This is a genomic window from Streptomyces sp. MUSC 14 (assembly GCF_001866675.1).
Classification (GTDB): Bacteria; Actinomycetota; Actinomycetes; order Streptomycetales; family Streptomycetaceae; genus Streptomyces.
In genome coordinates, this window is the sequence record NZ_MLYN01000103.1 from 17,078 (window position 1) to 31,668 (window position 14,591).

General features: G+C 72.9%; 16 protein-coding genes. 10 read left to right on the forward strand and 6 right to left on the reverse strand.

The features are described from left to right. Window positions 1–4: 4 nt before the first annotated feature. Entirely contained in the window at window positions 5–1,516 is a 1,512-nt protein-coding gene (locus tag BIV25_RS44660; RefSeq protein ID WP_071378336.1) for an APC family permease, read from the reverse strand. Between the two features lie 146 nt (window positions 1,517–1,662). On the opposite strand from BIV25_RS44660, the gene BIV25_RS44665 reads away from it, so the two are divergent. Further along, window positions 1,663–2,382 (forward strand): TetR/AcrR family transcriptional regulator, encoded by a 720-nt coding sequence (locus BIV25_RS44665; RefSeq protein ID WP_071378337.1) that lies wholly within the window; start codon window positions 1,663–1,665, stop codon window positions 2,380–2,382. A gap of 44 nt (window positions 2,383–2,426) precedes the next feature. Then, window positions 2,427–2,891, forward strand: coding sequence for a pyridoxamine 5'-phosphate oxidase family protein (locus BIV25_RS44670; RefSeq protein WP_071378338.1), 465 nt, complete (start codon window positions 2,427–2,429; stop codon window positions 2,889–2,891). Between the two features lie 140 nt (window positions 2,892–3,031). Here BIV25_RS44670 and BIV25_RS44675 read toward each other — a convergent pair whose 3' ends face one another. Continuing rightward, window positions 3,032–3,481, reverse strand: coding sequence for a nitroreductase family deazaflavin-dependent oxidoreductase (locus tag BIV25_RS44675; protein WP_071378339.1), 450 nt, complete (start codon window positions 3,479–3,481; stop codon window positions 3,032–3,034). A 200-nt stretch (window positions 3,482–3,681) separates the two neighbouring features. On the opposite strand from BIV25_RS44675, the gene BIV25_RS44680 reads away from it, so the two are divergent. The 3 genes from BIV25_RS44680 (at window position 3,682) to BIV25_RS44690 (ending at window position 5,792) form a co-directional block, all read left to right on the forward strand. Next, complete coding sequence (locus tag BIV25_RS44680; protein WP_071378340.1) at window positions 3,682–4,143, forward strand: nuclear transport factor 2 family protein; 462 nt, start codon at window positions 3,682–3,684, stop codon at window positions 4,141–4,143. Between the two features lie 200 nt (window positions 4,144–4,343). Beyond that, the gene (locus BIV25_RS44685) at window positions 4,344–5,573 is read left to right on the forward strand and encodes a cytochrome P450 (protein ID WP_071378341.1); all 1,230 of its coding nucleotides are present in this window, start codon (window positions 4,344–4,346) and stop codon (window positions 5,571–5,573) included. A 12-nt stretch (window positions 5,574–5,585) separates the two neighbouring features. After that, window positions 5,586–5,792, forward strand: a complete 207-nt coding sequence (locus tag BIV25_RS44690; protein WP_071378342.1) for a ferredoxin — start codon at window positions 5,586–5,588, stop codon at window positions 5,790–5,792. Here the strand turns inward: BIV25_RS44690 and BIV25_RS44695 are convergent. Next, the gene (locus BIV25_RS44695) at window positions 5,767–6,354 is read right to left on the reverse strand and encodes a TetR/AcrR family transcriptional regulator (protein WP_071378350.1); all 588 of its coding nucleotides are present in this window, start codon (window positions 6,352–6,354) and stop codon (window positions 5,767–5,769) included. The two genes, BIV25_RS44690 and BIV25_RS44695, sit on opposite strands and share 26 nt — an antisense overlap. 136 nt (window positions 6,355–6,490) lie before the next feature. On the opposite strand from BIV25_RS44695, the gene BIV25_RS44700 reads away from it, so the two are divergent. Next, window positions 6,491–6,949: a nuclear transport factor 2 family protein gene (locus tag BIV25_RS44700; protein WP_071378343.1), complete on the forward strand. Its 459-nt coding sequence runs from the start codon at window positions 6,491–6,493 to the stop codon at window positions 6,947–6,949. Between the two features lie 25 nt (window positions 6,950–6,974). Then, window positions 6,975–7,574 carry a flavoprotein gene (locus BIV25_RS44705; RefSeq protein WP_071378344.1) on the forward strand — a complete coding sequence of 200 codons (600 nt, stop codon included), beginning with the start codon at window positions 6,975–6,977 and terminating at the stop codon, window positions 7,572–7,574. Window positions 7,575–7,632: 58 nt separating this feature from the next. Here the strand turns inward: BIV25_RS44705 and BIV25_RS44710 are convergent, their stop codons facing one another. Together BIV25_RS44710 and BIV25_RS44715 are read right to left on the reverse strand one after the other, a co-directional pair. After that, complete coding sequence (locus tag BIV25_RS44710) at window positions 7,633–8,499, reverse strand: hypothetical protein (protein ID WP_256257198.1); 867 nt, start codon at window positions 8,497–8,499, stop codon at window positions 7,633–7,635. Window positions 8,500–8,680: 181 nt separating this feature from the next. Further along, a complete protein-coding gene (locus BIV25_RS44715; protein WP_071378345.1) occupies window positions 8,681–9,553 on the reverse strand; it encodes an endo alpha-1,4 polygalactosaminidase in 873 nt (290 codons plus the stop codon). A gap of 140 nt (window positions 9,554–9,693) precedes the next feature. On the opposite strand from BIV25_RS44715, the gene BIV25_RS44720 reads away from it, so the two are divergent. Further along, on the forward strand, window positions 9,694–10,662 hold the full coding sequence (locus BIV25_RS44720) for an aldo/keto reductase (protein ID WP_071378346.1): 969 nt from the start codon (window positions 9,694–9,696) through the stop codon (window positions 10,660–10,662). 13 nt (window positions 10,663–10,675) lie between these two features. On the opposite strand, the gene BIV25_RS44725 is transcribed toward BIV25_RS44720, so the two are convergent. Next, on the reverse strand, window positions 10,676–11,485 hold the full coding sequence (locus BIV25_RS44725; protein ID WP_071378347.1) for a phytanoyl-CoA dioxygenase family protein: 810 nt from the start codon (window positions 11,483–11,485) through the stop codon (window positions 10,676–10,678). Between the two features lie 71 nt (window positions 11,486–11,556). Here BIV25_RS44725 and BIV25_RS44730 point away from each other — a divergent pair, with 71 nt between their 5' ends. Both BIV25_RS44730 and BIV25_RS48770 read left to right on the forward strand, forming a co-directional pair. After that, window positions 11,557–12,441 carry a helix-turn-helix domain-containing protein gene (locus tag BIV25_RS44730; RefSeq protein WP_071378348.1) on the forward strand — a complete coding sequence of 295 codons (885 nt, stop codon included), beginning with the start codon at window positions 11,557–11,559 and terminating at the stop codon, window positions 12,439–12,441. 292 nt (window positions 12,442–12,733) lie between these two features. Then, window positions 12,734–14,591 (forward strand): RICIN domain-containing protein (locus BIV25_RS48770; RefSeq protein ID WP_256257199.1); only part of this gene is annotated, 1,858 nt, incomplete at its 3' end.

The window sequence follows — 14,591 nt, forward strand, 5'->3', positions numbered from 1 at the left end:
CAGGTCAGTTGGAGGTGGAGGAGGAGGGGAGCAGCCCGGGTGCCTCGGCGTCGGTGCCCGCGCCCGTGCGGAAGTACGGCGACCTGCGCGCCCACTTGGCCCACGCGGCCACCACGAACCCGGAGGCGATCATGGCCACCGGCATGAGCAGCAGGAACCAGCCGTTGTCCGCGCGGAGTTCGAGACGGTCGGCCGAGCGGTAGAAGGACCAGCCGAGATACCCGCCGAGCCCCAGCAGCGCGAGCGCGCTCAGCGCGGGCAGCACCACCGCGCGCACCCCCAGCCGCCAGTCCTGTCGCAGCGTGCTGCGGAAGCGCACGGCGGCGGCGAGCGCGGTCAGCGCGTACGACAGCGCGACGACGATCCCGACCGCGTTCACCGTCGCGTCGATCATGTCGGCGAGGCGCGGGATCACCAGCGCGAGCAGCGCCACCGCCACGGACAGCGCCCCGATCAGCAGCGTCCCGGCCGCCGGGGTGCCGTACCGGCGGCTGACCCTGGACCACACCGGCCCGAGCGTACGGTCCCGGCTCATCGCGAACATCCCCCGGGCCGTCGGGATGACCCCCGCCTGGAGCGAGGCGACGGCCGAGAACATCAGCGCCACGAGCGGCAGCGCGGCCAGCGGCTGCTGGGCCAGCCGGTCCCCGAAGTACGCCAGCCCCTCGGCGCCGTGCCCGGCCAACTCCGGCTCGGACAGCACTCGTTGGAAGGCGATCGAGCCGAGCAGGAACAGCCCGAGCATGGTCACGAGGGTGATGGTCCCGGCCCGGGAGGCGTCGCGCGGGTCGCGCACCTCCTCGTTGACGGTGAACGCGGCCTCGAACCCCCAGTAGCAGAACACCGACAGCAGCATGCCCTGGGCCAGGGCGGACGCCGAGGGGATCGCGAAGGGGTCGAACCAGGAGAGCCGGAACGGGTGCGGGCCCACGGCGATGCCGTAGCCGCAGAACCCGAGCAGCACCACGTACTCGAAGACCAGCAGCCCGGTCTGCAGCCGGGCCGCCGTGCGCACGCCGGTCACGGCGGTCAGGGTGACCGCGATCAGCACCACGATGCCGACCGCCGTCGTCTGCGCCGTCGAACCGGCGTCGAGCGCGAGCGAGCCGATCCGGTGCACTCCCGCCTCCCCGGCCAGCTGGAGCAGCGCCGAGCCGGTGACCGCCGTGGTGTACGCGAGGAACGCCACGCTCGCCACGCAGTTGACCCAGCCGACCATGAAGCCGAGCCAGGGACTGAGCGAACGGCCCACCCACACATAGCCGTTGCCCGCGTTCGGCTCCACCCGGTTGAGCCGGGAGTAGGCCCCGGCGATGCCGAGGACCGGCAGGAACGCCAGCAGCATGATGGCCGGCAGATGCAGGCCGACCACCCCGGCCGTCACCCCGAGACCGATGCCGATGCTCGTGGTCGCGGCCGTACTGGAGGCGGCGACGGCGATGCCGTCCAGCACGCCCAGGGACTTGCGCAGCTCGGGCTGCGCGGGGGGATCCGCACCGAAGGGGGTATCGCTCATCGCCGGCTCTCCGCTCGCACCGGGGGGCCCGGTCGGCCCCGGTGACCGGAGATGAAACCGCCGGTGCACTTCACAGGTCAACGGTGTTGTCATAAGGTGCCGGGCACGTCCGGGGGAGGGTTTCCGGGATCCGAGGGAGGGCTTTCATGAGCGAGCGTGTCGTCCCGCCCGCCGCGCGGCAGCGTCGGCGCCCCACCAGACAGGGCGTCGTCCTGTCCACGGAGCTGATCGTCGAGACCGCGCTGCGGCTGATCGAGGAGCACGGCTCCGAGGCGCTGTCCGTGCGCCGCCTGGGCCGGGCCCTCGGCGCCGATCCCAGCTCCCTGTACCGGTACTTCCGGCACACCGACGACCTGATGCTGGCCGTCGCCGACGAGCTGATCGGCCGCTCCATGCGCTCCTGGCGGCCGACCGGCGACTGGTCGGCCGACCTGCGCGACCTGGGCCTGCGCATGCACGCCGGCGCCCTCGCACACCCCCGCGCGGCGGTGCTCAGCGCTCATCGGGTCACCGGGCGCGCGCAGGAGATCCAGGCCGTGGAGACCATCCTCGGGGTGCTGCGGCGGGCCGGGTTCCCGGACCGGGAGGCGGTGCGGATCTACCACGCCTTCGTCGACCAGGCCCTCGCCTTCGGCGCCCTGGACTCCGCGGGCACCGCCCTGCCCCGGGCCGCGCGCGAGGCCGAGGCGCAGGTGTGGCGCGACACCTACGGCCGGCTGCCCGCCGCCACCCACCCGCACATCGCGGCCACGTCCCGCCATCTCGTGGCCACCATGCGCGCCAGTTCCTACCCGGCCGCCCTCGATCTGTTCCTGACGGCCGCGCGGACACGCCTCGACCACGTCCGTGCGGACGGGGCGGGCTGACGGTCACACTGGACGGGATCCGTATCCCGAGGAGGCCGTACGCGATGACCCCACCGCCCGCCCGCACCACCGCGGAGCGCACGAAGGACACCCTGCACCGGCTGGAGCACGACGTCGATGCCTGGGTCGCCACCGCCGGCCCCGACGGCGGCGCCCCCCATCTCGTGCCGCTGTCCTTCGTGTGGGACGGCGCCACGCTGCTGATCGCCACCCCGGCCGACAGCGCCACCGGCCGCAACCTCGCCGCCACGGGCCGGATCCGCCTCGGTCTCGGCCCCACCCGGGACGTCGTCGTCATCGAGGGCACCGTCCGGACGGTGCCCCCCGAGGACCTCCCGGAGGAGGACGCGGAGGTCTTCGCCGGCAAGACCGGCTTCGACCCCCGCCGACTCGCCACCCGCTACCTGTACTTCACGGTGCTCCCGCGACGCGTCCAGGCCTGGCGCGAGGAGAACGAGCTGGAGGGCAGGGAACTGATGAGAGACGGTGAGTGGCTCAGCGCCCCGTAGCGGCACGGGGCGCTGGCGGCATACGGCCCCGCCGCGACGGGGGAACGCGGCGGGGCCTTGATGCACGAGTGCCCGCCCCGACACGGGGGCACACCTCCCCGGCACAGATTTTTCTAAATTTCGCCGGTTCCCGGCGCGTATCAGCTCCCGTCGACGGGCTCCAGAACGAAGACCGGGATCGCGCGCGAGGTCTTCTCCTGGTACTCGGCGTACGGCGGGTACGTGGCCACGGCCCGCTCCCACCACAGCGCCTTCTCCTCGCCGGTGACCTCACGGGCCCGCATGTCCCGCTTGGCCGCGCCGTCCTGGAGCTCGACGTGCGGATCGGACGTGACGTTGAAGTACCAGACCGGGTGCTTGGGCGCGCCGCCCTGCGAGGCGACCGCCGCGTACGTGCCGTCGTGCTCCACCCGCATCAGCGGGGTCTTGCGGATCTTGCCGCTCCTCGCACCCCGGGTCGTCAGGATGATCACCGGAAGCCCGGTGTCCATCAGCGTCGTCCCCTTCGTCCCGCCGGAGCCCTCGTACAGCTCGACCTGCTCGCGCACCCACTGGGTCGGGCTGGGCTCGTACTCGCCCTCAAGAGGCATGGGTTGATCCCCTTCGTCGGTCCAACGGCTGTCTGCCACCGCGCACAACACCGGCGGCCGCGCGGATCATCCGCACCGCGAAATACCTTCCCCCGTTCGGCCCCTACCTCACAGGTAATCGAGTTCCACCGCCACCCGGCGGCACAGTGGTCGCGTCCCGGCCGCGCACCACCACCGGCACCCGAGGAGGCGCACCCGTCATGTCCACCACCCCCACCGTCCCCGCCACCCGCACCGTCGTGCACGAACTGCTCCGCCGGATCGGCGAGGGCGAACCGCGGCGGATCGCCGAGCTGTACGCGGACGGCTGCGACTGGCGCCTCGACTGGCCGCAGGACGAGCACGGCCGCGCCGAGACCCCGTGGATCCGGCACCGCGCCACCCGGTCCGACGCCGAGGCCCACTTCCGGGAGCTGGCCGCCCATCACGTACCGGAGCAGGCGGACACGGCCGTGGAGCGGATCCTGGTCGACGGCGAGGACGCGGTGGTCCTCGGTGTCATCCGGCAGACGGCCGCACCGACCGGCCGGGCGTACACGGCCCGGTTCGCCCTGCACCTCACCGTGCGCGGCGGCCTGGTCGTACGGCACCACGTGTACGAGGACAGCCTCGCCGTGGCCCGCGCCTTCGCGTCGGAAGACAGCCGTACCCTGGAGTCATGACCGGCCATCCGGGTGGACCAGCGACGGCCGGCCGGCGGCCCAGGGCCCCGGAATCCGGCCGGTCACCTTCCTCCGCACCCCTCATCTTCAGCCAGATCCCACGGTTCACCGAAGTGGCCGAACTTGTCGTGGACCTATAGGTGCCTCGGGCATCTAATGAAGATCGGTACCACGCACTTCTTCGTCTGCGAGGTCTTCTCATGACGGAACTGACGGACATGACCGGCCCGGCGACCCCGGCCGACCCCGTCGCCTTCCCGCAGGACCGCACCTGTCCCTACCACCCGCCCACCGGTTACGAGCCACTGCGTGACGGGCGGGCCCTGTCCCGCGTCACCCTCTTCGACGGCCGCGAGGTCTGGGCGGTCACCGGACACGCCGCCGCCCGCGCGCTGCTCTCCGACCCCCGGCTCTCCTCCGACCGCCGCCGGCCTGAGTTCCCCGTGCCCGCGGAGCGCTTCCAGGGCATCCAGGACCGCCGGGTGGCCCTGCTCGGGCTGGACGACCCCGAGCACAACCGGCAGCGGCGGATGATGATCCCGGAATTCACCGTCCGGCGCGCCACCGAGCTGCGGCCCTGGATCCAGCGGGTCGTGGACGGGCTGCTGGACGCGATGATCGCCCAGGGCCCGCCCGCCGAACTGGTCTCGTCCTTCGCGCTGCCCGTGCCGTCGACGGTGATCTGCTATCTGCTCGGCGTGCCGTACGCCGACCACGAGTTCTTCGAGGAACAGTCCCGCAGACTGCTGCGCGGCCGGACGGCCGACGAGGCCGTGGCCGCCCGCGTCCGCCTGGAGGAGTACATCGGCGGGCTGATCGACGACAAGGCGAAGGCGGCCGAGCCGGGTGACGGCATCCTGGACGACCTCGTCCACCAGCAGCTGCGCGACGGCGTCCTGGAGCGTGCCGACGTCGTGTCCCTGGCCCTGATCCTGCTGGTCGCGGGCCACGAGACCACCGCCAACATGATCTCGCTGGGCACCTTCACCCTGCTCCAGCACCCCGAGCGGCTCGCCGAGCTGCGCGCCGACCCGGCGCTGCTGCCCGCCGCCGTCGAGGAGCTGATGCGGATGCTCTCCATCGCGGAGGGGCTGCAACGGGTGGCGCTGGAGGACATCGAGATCGGCGGCGAGACGATCCGGGCCGGCGAGGGCGTGCTGTTCTCGACCTCGGTGATCAACCGCGACCCGGCCCAGTACGAGGATCCCGACAGCCTGGACTTCCACCGCGGCACCCGGCACCACGTGGCGTTCGGCTTCGGCATCCACCAGTGCCTGGGCCAGAACCTGGCCCGCGCGGAACTGGAGATCGCTCTCGGCACGCTGCTGTCCCGGCTGCCCGGCCTGCGCCTCGCCGTGCCGGCCGAGGAGATCCCCTTCAAACGCGGCGACACGATCCAGGGGATGCTGGAACTCCCCGTGACCTGGTAAGAGGCTCAGCTCATGCGATTCAAGGTCAGCATCGACACGAACGTCTGCATCGGCGCGGGGCAGTGCGCGCTCGCCGCCCCGAAGGTCTTCACCCAGGACGACGACGGATTTAGCACGCTGCTCCCCGGCCACGAGGACGGCACGGACGAGCCGATGGTCAAGGAGGCGGCCCGCGCCTGTCCGGTCTCGGCGATCACGGTGTCGGAGACCACCGGCTGACCCCGTCCGCGCCGGCGGCCGCCACCAGGACTCGCGCCGCCTCGCGGGCCTCGGCCGCCGGCCGCGAGCCGCCCGTGACACCCGCCGTGACCATCGCCCCCTCGGCCAGCAGGAAGAGGGGGCCGGTGAGTGCGGCGGGCAGCCCGGCCGCGTCCACGAGCGAGGCGAGGTAATCCCGGAAGGCCTCCTTGTGGGCGCGCACCTGCTCGGCCACCGGGGTGGACGTCGTGCCCAGTTCGCCGTAGGCGTTGTGCCAGGCGCAGCCGCGGAAGCCGGCCTCGCCGAACCACTCCTGGAGCCAGTCGAACACGGCCGGGATCCGCTCCCGCGGGTCCCGCTGCCGTGTGACGTGCGCGGCCAGACGCCCGCGCCAGCACGCGTCCCGCCGGGCCAGATACGCCACGACGAGCTGCTCCTTGGTCGGGAACAGCTGGTACAGGCGCTTGAGCGACAGCCCCGAGGCGCCGCGCAGTTCGTCCATGCCGACGGCCTGGATGCCGCGGGCGTAGAACAGCTCCTCGGCGGCGTCGAGCGCGCGGTCCCGGGCGACCGCGGTGTCCATCGGCGGCATCGGCACTCCTTGACTCCCTGACGGGTTCCTTGACGAGAGAACGCTCGTTCTCCTACGGTAGCAGCCAACTGGAGAACGCACGTTCTCTCTTGCTGTCCCAGCCGCTGTCCGAGCCCAGGAGGAGACCATGGCCGACCGCCCGCCGCTGCCGCCGTTCACCCGCGAGAGCGCCGCTCAGAAGGTCCAGGCCGCCGAGGACGCCTGGAACACCCGGGACCCGCAGGAGGTGGCGCTCGCCTACACGGAGGACTCGGTCTGGCGCAACCGCGACACCTTCGTCACCGGACGCGCCGAGATCGTCGCGTTCCTCACCGCGAAGTGGGAGCGCGAGCTGGACTACGCCCTGCGCAAGGACCTGTGGGCCTTCGACGGCAACCGCATCGCCGTCCGCTTCCAGTACGAGTGCCACGACGCCGCCGGGCAGTGGTGGCGCTCGTACGGCAACGAGCTGTGGGAGTTCGACGAGCACGGCCTGATGACCCGGCGCGAGGCGAGCATCGACGACGTGGCCATCGGGGAGCACGAGCGCCGCATCTTCGGACCCCGGCCCGAGAGCGAGCGCGGGGTGTCCTTCCCGCTCCGGTAGCACCGCCGTTCAGTAGGGTGCGCGGATGACCCGACAGGCCGAGAAACCCTTCCTCTACGTCGTCGTCTGCGCGGCGGGCATCGCCGCCGGCGTCGACAGGCTGATCACCGCCGCGCAGGCACGGGACTGGGCGGTCGGCGTCATCGCGACACCGGTCGCGGCGGGCGGCTTCTTCGACCTGGAGGCCGCGGCGGCACAGACCGGCCGTCCCGTCCGCTCGGCCTGGCGAACCCCCGCCGATCCGCGTCCCTTCCCGCCGCCGGACGCCGTGGCGGTGGCACCGGCCACCTTCAACACCGTCAACAAGTGGGCGGCCGGCATCGCCGACACGCTCGCGCTCGGCACCCTGTGCGAGGCCGCCGGCCTCGGCATACCCGTGGCGGTCCTGCCCTGCGTGGCCGACGCCCTGGCCGCCCACCCCGCCTACCTCGACAGCCTGGCCCGGCTGCGCGGCATGGGCGTCCGCTTCGGCGAGCCGTACGACGGCGAAGCCCGGCCGGACGGCAGCCGGCCGGACTTCGCGTGGGAGCGGGCCCTGGACCTGCTCGGGCCGCTCCAGGCCCCGTCGCCGAACTCCCGCCGTCCGCCCGGCGGGCGCGCCTCGCGCCCGCCGCGCAGCGGCTGATGCGCACCGCAGGTGCGTGCCCGGCCGAAGGCTGGGGGAGGGTGTGTGGCGACAGGGCCTAGCGGCAGGTCAGCTTCGGGCCCTCCAGCATGGCCCCGGTGTACATGCTCTGGCCCTGCGGCACCCAGTAGCCGAGCTTCGAGACCACCGTGGAGCACTTCGCCCCGAGGGTGACCTTGACCCGGAGCTTCTCCGGGTGGCCGGGCTGGAGCTCGGTCACCGTGCAGTCCAGGGAGTTCGCCAGCCGGGTCTTCGACGGGTAGCGGCCCACCAGCGGGTTCACACAGCGGTGGTCGGCGCTGCGGATCTGTACGCCGGAGCCCTCCTCGCCGATCATGCCGAGCCGCGCGTTGCCGTCGCCCTCGTCGCTGTTGCGGTTGATCGTGTACGTCACCGTCGTCGTGGCGCCTCGGCGCAGCACGGTGTTGTCCGCACTGACCACATGCGTGGCCTTGGCCATCGGCGCGGTCAGCGACACGGTGGCCTTGACCGCGCCCTTCAGGTCGACCCCGGCCGGCACCGACCTCACGTGCACCGTGGCGGAGATGTCGTACGCGCCCGGACCGGCGTACAGCCGCGAGCCGGGCAGCGACCCGGTGCCCAGGGACTTGCCGGCACGGTGCACCTCCCAGGAGCCCTCGGTACGGCAGACGTACTGCACCTTGGCGTCGGTGCCCCGGCAGGTGGCCGGGGCCGTGATGTTCAGTCTCGGCGATCCGGTGTCCGCGCAGAGGCTGACCTGGGCCTGCTCGCCGTGCGAGCCGTGCAGGGTGCCCGCGGACGCGCACAGCGTGCCCGGTGTCTCGGGCGCGGGGGCGGCGGATGCGGGTGCGGCAGTGGACTGCGCGCAGGCGGGGGTGACGAGGGCCATGGGCAGCAGTGCTGCCCCGGCCAGGGCTCTGAACGTGGTGGAACGTGTCGGCACCGCGTTTCCTCCGAGGCGGCCGTGACCGGCCGGACGCCGGTCGTCTGCCGCCGACAATGAGCTGACAGTACGACGATCTGCGCTTCCCACGCCGGGCGGTCACCTGACGGCAGCAACCACAGCGCCCCAAAGGGGCGCGAGGCTGTACCGACATGCGGCTCCGCCGCGCCCCGGCGGAGCGCTACCGTACTTTTCGGACGTATTCCGCGCTTCCCGGAGTGGAGACGTCCCGGTCCCGGCGGACGATGCTCAGCCGCCCGCCCCAGCCGTCGAGCGCCTTGCGCAGGCCGCTGTCGGTGTACTCGATGTCCACGACCCGGTCGGCGAACGCCTTCGCGTACACCCCGCACTCGTCGTACTGCCCGCACTCCTCCGCGACCGCGAAGTCCAGCCCGGCCCGCTGTCGCCGACCGGCCAGTTCGGCGGTGTTCTTCTGGGCGATGGCCAGCTGCCGGGCGTGTGCGTGCCGGGACAGCAGGGCCATGAAGGCCGTCGCGTCGGACGCGGTGAGCAGTCCGTGGGAGCGGGTGTAGCTGTCGTAGTTGTCCGGTTCCACGGCGTCGAAACCCTTGCCGGCGCAGCCGTCGATCCACCGGTTCACCCGCGCGGCCACCCGTTTCCGCTTCGCCGCGGTGCCGATGTCGAGCAGCGGCTCGTTCCAGTCCTCGTCGATGACGGCGCTGCCGTGCGCGTCGCGCAGCAGCAGGTCGGCCGGCCAGGAGGAGCGCTCCTCGGGCTGGGCCTGGAAGGCGTTGACGTAGCAGATGTTGTAGAGCCCCCGCGCGGGGGAGTCGGACCGGTCGCGGCTGACGATCCGCACGCCCTCAGGCGGGGGATAGGCGCCGCCGATCTGGTAGTCGAACCCGGCGTGCCGCGGCGGCAGCCGTACCGCTGCGGGCGGTCGCGGCGAGTCGTGGCTCTCCTCGGCCGAGGAGCCGCCGGGACCTCCGGCGCGGCAGGCGGCCAGGGCCGACGCGGTCACGATCAGGGTCACTGCCAGGGCGCCTGCGGTCTTCACGGAACCCGTGGCGCGGTGCACACCGGTGGGAGGCACGTCCGCTCCATCCTGCCCACGCCGGGCGGCGCGGCACGTGTCAGGATCACATCGCCCGCGCGTTCGCCCCGTCAAGTCGGTGCCCGGTCAGGTCGTAGGCTCGGTGCCGACCATCGTTTCCGACGGCGGGAGCAGCATCGATGCAGTACGTGAAGCTCGGTTCCACGGGTCTGGACGTGTCGCGGATCTGTCTGGGCTGCATGACCTACGGCCTGCCCGACCGCGGCGTCCACGAGTGGACCCTCGACGAGGAGGCGTCCCGCCCGCTCATCCGGCAGGCGCTGGAGGCGGGCATCAACTTCTTCGACACCGCCAACGTCTACTCCGACGGCACCAGCGAGGAGATCACCGGCAGGGCCCTGCGCGACTTCGCGAACCGCGACGAGATCGTGCTGGCCACCAAGCTGAACGGCCGGATGCGGCCGGGCCCCAACGGGGCCGGGCTGTCCCGCAAGGCCGTCATGACCGAGATCGACCACAGCCTGCGCCGCCTCGGCACCGACTACGTCGACCTCTACCAGATCCACCGCTACGACCACACGACTCCGATCGAGGAGACGATGGAGGCGCTGCACGACCTGGTCAAGGCGGGCAAGGTGCGCTACATCGGGGCGAGTTCGATGTACGCCTGGGAGTTCTCCAAGGCGCAGTACACCGCCGAGCGCCACGGCTGGACGACGTTCGTGTCCATGCAGAACCACTACAACCTGCTCTACCGCGAGGAGGAGCGGGAGATGCTGCCGCTCTGCGCGGACCAGGGCGTCGGCGCGCTGCCGTGGAGCCCGCTCGCGCGCGGTCGGCTCACCCGCGACTGGGGCACGGTCACCGAGCGCAGCGCGAACGACAACTTCGGCAGCCGGCTGTACCTGGAGAGCGACCGCTCGATCGTCGAGGCCGTCACCCGCATCGCCGAGGCCCGAGGCGTCCCCCGCGCCCAGGTCGCCCTCGCCTGGCTGCTGCACCAGCCGACGGTGGCGGCCCCGATCGTCGGCGCCGCCGAGCCGCACCACATCGAGGACGCGGCCCTGGCCGTCGAACTGGAGCTGAGCGAGAAGGAGATCGAGGAACTGGAACAGCCGTACACGGCACGGGCGATCAGCGGTCACTGAACGGCCGGTGCGGTCAGTGCGGTCCGTGCGGTGCGAACTCCGTGCCGCACGGACCGGCCTCCTCGCTCAGGGGCAGCGGCACCGGCTCGCCGCTCATCGTCAGCGTCCGGTAGTACGCGCCGATCCGCTCGGCCGACCGGCCGACGTAGTGCCCGATGAAGGAGCGCCGGAAGCGGTCGGCGGTGCGGTTGGGGCCCGAGCCGTGCACCAGGCTGCCGTTGAAGAACAGCACGTCACCCGGCGCCAGATCCACCGGGACCGGCACGAGTCCGGGCGGCGGCGGCACGTACTCGCGGGCGAACGACAGCTCCTCGTCGGCGAGTTCGGGACAGAACAGGTCCATCCGGTGGGTGCCCGGGACGACTTCGAGGCCGCCGTTGTCCCGGCCGATCGGCTCGCAGGCCACCCACGCCGCGATGCAGGTGCCCGGCTCGACCCGGAGATAGAAGTTGTCCTGGTGCAGCGCTTGCCCGCGCGCCCCCGGAGGCTTGAAGTAGAACATGCTCTGCGCGGCCAGCACCTCCTCGCCGAACAGCACCTCCAGCACCTCCCGCAGCCGGGGATCCAGCAGGAACTCCCGGGCCGGCGCGCTGAATTCGTGCGGCTGCATCACCCGGGGATGGCGGCGCAGGGGGTCGGGGTCGGCCGGGCGCGGCTCGAAGCGGCCCGGCACCGGACCGGCCGCGTGCAGCGCCGCGAAGTGGGCGCACAGCCGCTCGGTCTCGGCCCGGCCGAACAGGGCGCGTACGACCGTGAACCCGTCGTCCTCGAACCGCTGCCGGAGGGTCCGGGGCGCGATGCCGGCGTCGTCCGTGGCTGTCATGTGTCCGCTCCTGATGTCCGGTGGCCCGGTCGCATGTCCGTCACGCTAGTCGGAGGTGCCCCGAGGGGAGGATGCCGGTGTGTGCTGAGGACCTGCCCGTGACGGCTGCCGCCGGTGACCCGTCCCCGTCGCCGGACCTGGTGGTGACCGGCCGCTACGACCAGGGGCCGGGCTACCGCGTCCACCGGCCCCGGGGTTCGGCGAGCTGGCTGTTCACCTTCACCACGGGCGGACACGGACTGCTCCGCCAGGGCGGTGCCCGCACCCGGGCCGGCGCCGGGGACCTCGTGGTGCTCGCGCCCGGTACCGCCCACCGGTACGCCGTCGCGCCCGGTGCCGAGCGCTGGCGGTTCTGGTGGGCGCACTGCGGGGCACGCCCGTCCTGGACGCCCTGGCTCGCGCCGTACGCCGTGGCCGACGGCCTGTACGCCGTGCCCTCCGCCTCCGCCGCGCCGCACGAGCGGATCGTGGCGGCCTTTGCCCGGATGCTCACGGACCGGGGCGACGCGCGCGGGCCGGACCCCGTGGTCGTGGCCGACGGCTTCCCGGCCCGCGAACTGGCGCTCTGCGCCCTGGAGGAGGCCGTCCTGCTCGCGGTGTCCGGCGCCCGGGCCACGTCGGTCGTACCGCAGGACGATCCCCGGGTGCGCCGGGCCGAGGAGCTGATCACGGCCGATCCCGGCGCCCCGCACACCGTCCGCTCCCTGGCCGAGAGCGTCGCGCTGTCCCCGTCCCGCTTCACCCACCTGTTCACCCTGCGTACCGGCAGGTCCCCGATGCGCGCCCTGCGTGAGGCCCGGCTGCGGCACGCGGCCCGGCTGCTGCGCGGCACCGACCTGACCGTGGAGCGGGTGGCGGCGGCCTCGGGATTTCCGAGTCCCTATCACTTCAGCCGGATCTTCCGGGAGCGCTACGGGATGCCGCCCGGCGCCTACCGGGCGGGTGCGCGGCGATAAGGGCGGAACGGGTTTGCCGCGGCCGACCGCATTTGACAAATAGTCAACAGAAGACCTTCCGTCCGGAATCGAGAGAAGCGTGAGATCCCTTGTTCCAAAGTGCCGCGCTGTGCAAAAGTGTGCGCTGTCCGCATGCAGACAATTACATTCCCCGCTGCGTGCGCCAGGCCGCTCCCCGTACACCCCCACGCTTCAAAAGAGCCGCCTCAGGTGGACGTCCGAGCTGCTCCATCACCTCCCCATACCCGTTGGTATGGACTAATTCCCGTATCCGTCTGGAGGAATTGCGGCCGTGAATGAGGCAGGCCTGTCGGACGAGGAACTGAGTGCCGAACTGAAGAAGTGGACGGGCACGACTCCCGCACTGCATCCGGTCGGTGAACTGCTCGACCGGCACTGGGAAGCCGCCTTCGCCTACGCCCGGTTGTGCACGGACGGCACGCACGCCGCCGGGATGCTCACCACGGCCGCCTTCACCCGGCTCTTCGGTGCCTCGCTCCGGCAGGCCGGCCCGAGCGCCGCCTGGCGGCCCCAACTGCTCGTCGCCGTCCGCCGGATCGCCGCCGAGTGGGACACCGACGGCCGCGAGGAACTCCTGCACCCCGCGCTGCGGTCCAGCGTCACCGGTGAGCGCGCCTCCGCCCGGCTGCTGCCCCCGCCCGGCCGCCGCCTGCTCTCCCGCGCCTTCCAGGGGGTGCCGCAGACCTCCCGCGCCGTCCTGTGGCACACCGAGGTCGAGGCCGAACCGCTCGCCGTACCGGCGGCCCTGCTCGGCCTGGACGAGGAGGACACCCGCGTCGAACTGCGCCGGGCGCGGGAGCGGTTGCGCGAGGAGTGCCTCCAGGTCCACCGCGAACTCGCCCCCGAGGCCGAGTGCCGGAGCTATCTGCGCATGCTCGACGTGACGTACCGACGCGGCGGCGTCGACCTGGACCCGGACCTCGCCGGACACCTGGCCCGCTGCACCCACTGCCGCCGCACCGCCGACCAACTCGCCGCGTTCCACGCCGGGCTGGGGCTCGCGCTCGCCGAGGCGGTGCTCGGCTGGGGCGCCCGGGACTACGTCGCTTCCCGCGCGCGCCGCACCGAGGAGCCGCCCGCGCCCGCCCCGGACCCCGCGTCCGTGACGCCCCTGTCCGGCGAGTCCTTCATGTCCACCGAGTCCACGGGTCACCCCGTCGGCCCCGCCGCTCCCACCCGCCGTCGCGAGCCCGTACCGCCCGCGCGCCGCAGCCGTACCATCGCCCCCGCCACGTCCGCTGCCACCGGACCCGACGACGACCCCGCCCCCTCGCGCCGCTCGGACCGGCGCGCCGCCCGCCGGGCCCGGCGCCGCAACCTTGCCGTGGCCGTGGGGACCGTGAGCGGTCTGGTCGTGCTGCCCCTCGTGCTGTGGTCGGTGCTCGGCTCCGGGGACCACCCGGCGCCGGGCGCCTCCGGTGGCTCGTCCAGAGCGCCGGGCAAGGGCACGTCGAGCCCCGGCGCGTCCTGGGCCGGGACGAGCACGGCCGGGCAGGGCACGGTGCGCGGGCGGCTGCGCAACCTCGCCTCCGGCCTGTGCATCGGCGTCGTCGGCGGCAAGGCCGTCCCGGGCGCCGAGACCGAACTCGCCGCCTGCGGCGCGACACCGAGCCAGCAGTGGACGTACGAGACCGACGGACTGCTGCGCGACTCCGCCGCGCCCGGCCTGTGTCTGGACTCCAGCCTCGGCTACTCGGTGCGCCTCGCCCCCTGCTCGGCCACCGGCGCGGCCGCGCGCGACATCCGCTACGACTTCACGCTCCAGGGCGTGCTCGTGCCGCGCTGGAACCAGGAGCTGGCGCTCACCCCTGCCGCCACCGACGGCTCCGGCGCCCTGGTCACCAAGAACCGCGCCACCGGCACCGACCAGCGCTGGTCCGTCGACACCGCCAGGCCCGAGCTCCAGATGCAGAACGTCGACTGGGACAGCGACAGCCTCGCGTCACCGGCCTCCACCCGGCACCCCGCACCCCCCGCACCGACGCCCACCCCCAAGGCGTCCGGCACCACCGCCGGCCCGGCCCCGGTCCCCACGCCCGCCTCGGCCGCCCCGACGCCCACGCCCTCCGCCCCGTCCGACCCCTGTGCGGCGTATCCGTACAACTGCGGCTGGGGCGGCGGGGGTTACG

Coding starts and splice junctions, on each gene's coding strand:
- BIV25_RS44660 (WP_071378336.1), bottom strand. CDS start 1,516: ATGAGCGATACCCCCTTCGGTGCGGATCCCCCCGCGCAGCCCGAGCTG.
- BIV25_RS44665 (WP_071378337.1), top strand. CDS start 1,663: ATGAGCGAGCGTGTCGTCCCGCCCGCCGCGCGGCAGCGTCGGCGCCCC.
- BIV25_RS44670 (WP_071378338.1), top strand. CDS start 2,427: ATGACCCCACCGCCCGCCCGCACCACCGCGGAGCGCACGAAGGACACC.
- BIV25_RS44675 (WP_071378339.1), bottom strand. CDS start 3,481: ATGCCTCTTGAGGGCGAGTACGAGCCCAGCCCGACCCAGTGGGTGCGC.
- BIV25_RS44680 (WP_071378340.1), top strand. CDS start 3,682: ATGTCCACCACCCCCACCGTCCCCGCCACCCGCACCGTCGTGCACGAA.
- BIV25_RS44685 (WP_071378341.1), top strand. CDS start 4,344: ATGACGGAACTGACGGACATGACCGGCCCGGCGACCCCGGCCGACCCC.
- BIV25_RS44690 (WP_071378342.1), top strand. CDS start 5,586: ATGCGATTCAAGGTCAGCATCGACACGAACGTCTGCATCGGCGCGGGG.
- BIV25_RS44695 (WP_071378350.1), bottom strand. CDS start 6,354: ATGGACACCGCGGTCGCCCGGGACCGCGCGCTCGACGCCGCCGAGGAG.
- BIV25_RS44700 (WP_071378343.1), top strand. CDS start 6,491: ATGGCCGACCGCCCGCCGCTGCCGCCGTTCACCCGCGAGAGCGCCGCT.
- BIV25_RS44705 (WP_071378344.1), top strand. CDS start 6,975: ATGACCCGACAGGCCGAGAAACCCTTCCTCTACGTCGTCGTCTGCGCG.
- BIV25_RS44720 (WP_071378346.1), top strand. CDS start 9,694: ATGCAGTACGTGAAGCTCGGTTCCACGGGTCTGGACGTGTCGCGGATC.
- BIV25_RS44725 (WP_071378347.1), bottom strand. CDS start 11,485: ATGACAGCCACGGACGACGCCGGCATCGCGCCCCGGACCCTCCGGCAG.
- BIV25_RS44730 (WP_071378348.1), top strand. CDS start 11,557: ATGCCGGTGTGTGCTGAGGACCTGCCCGTGACGGCTGCCGCCGGTGAC.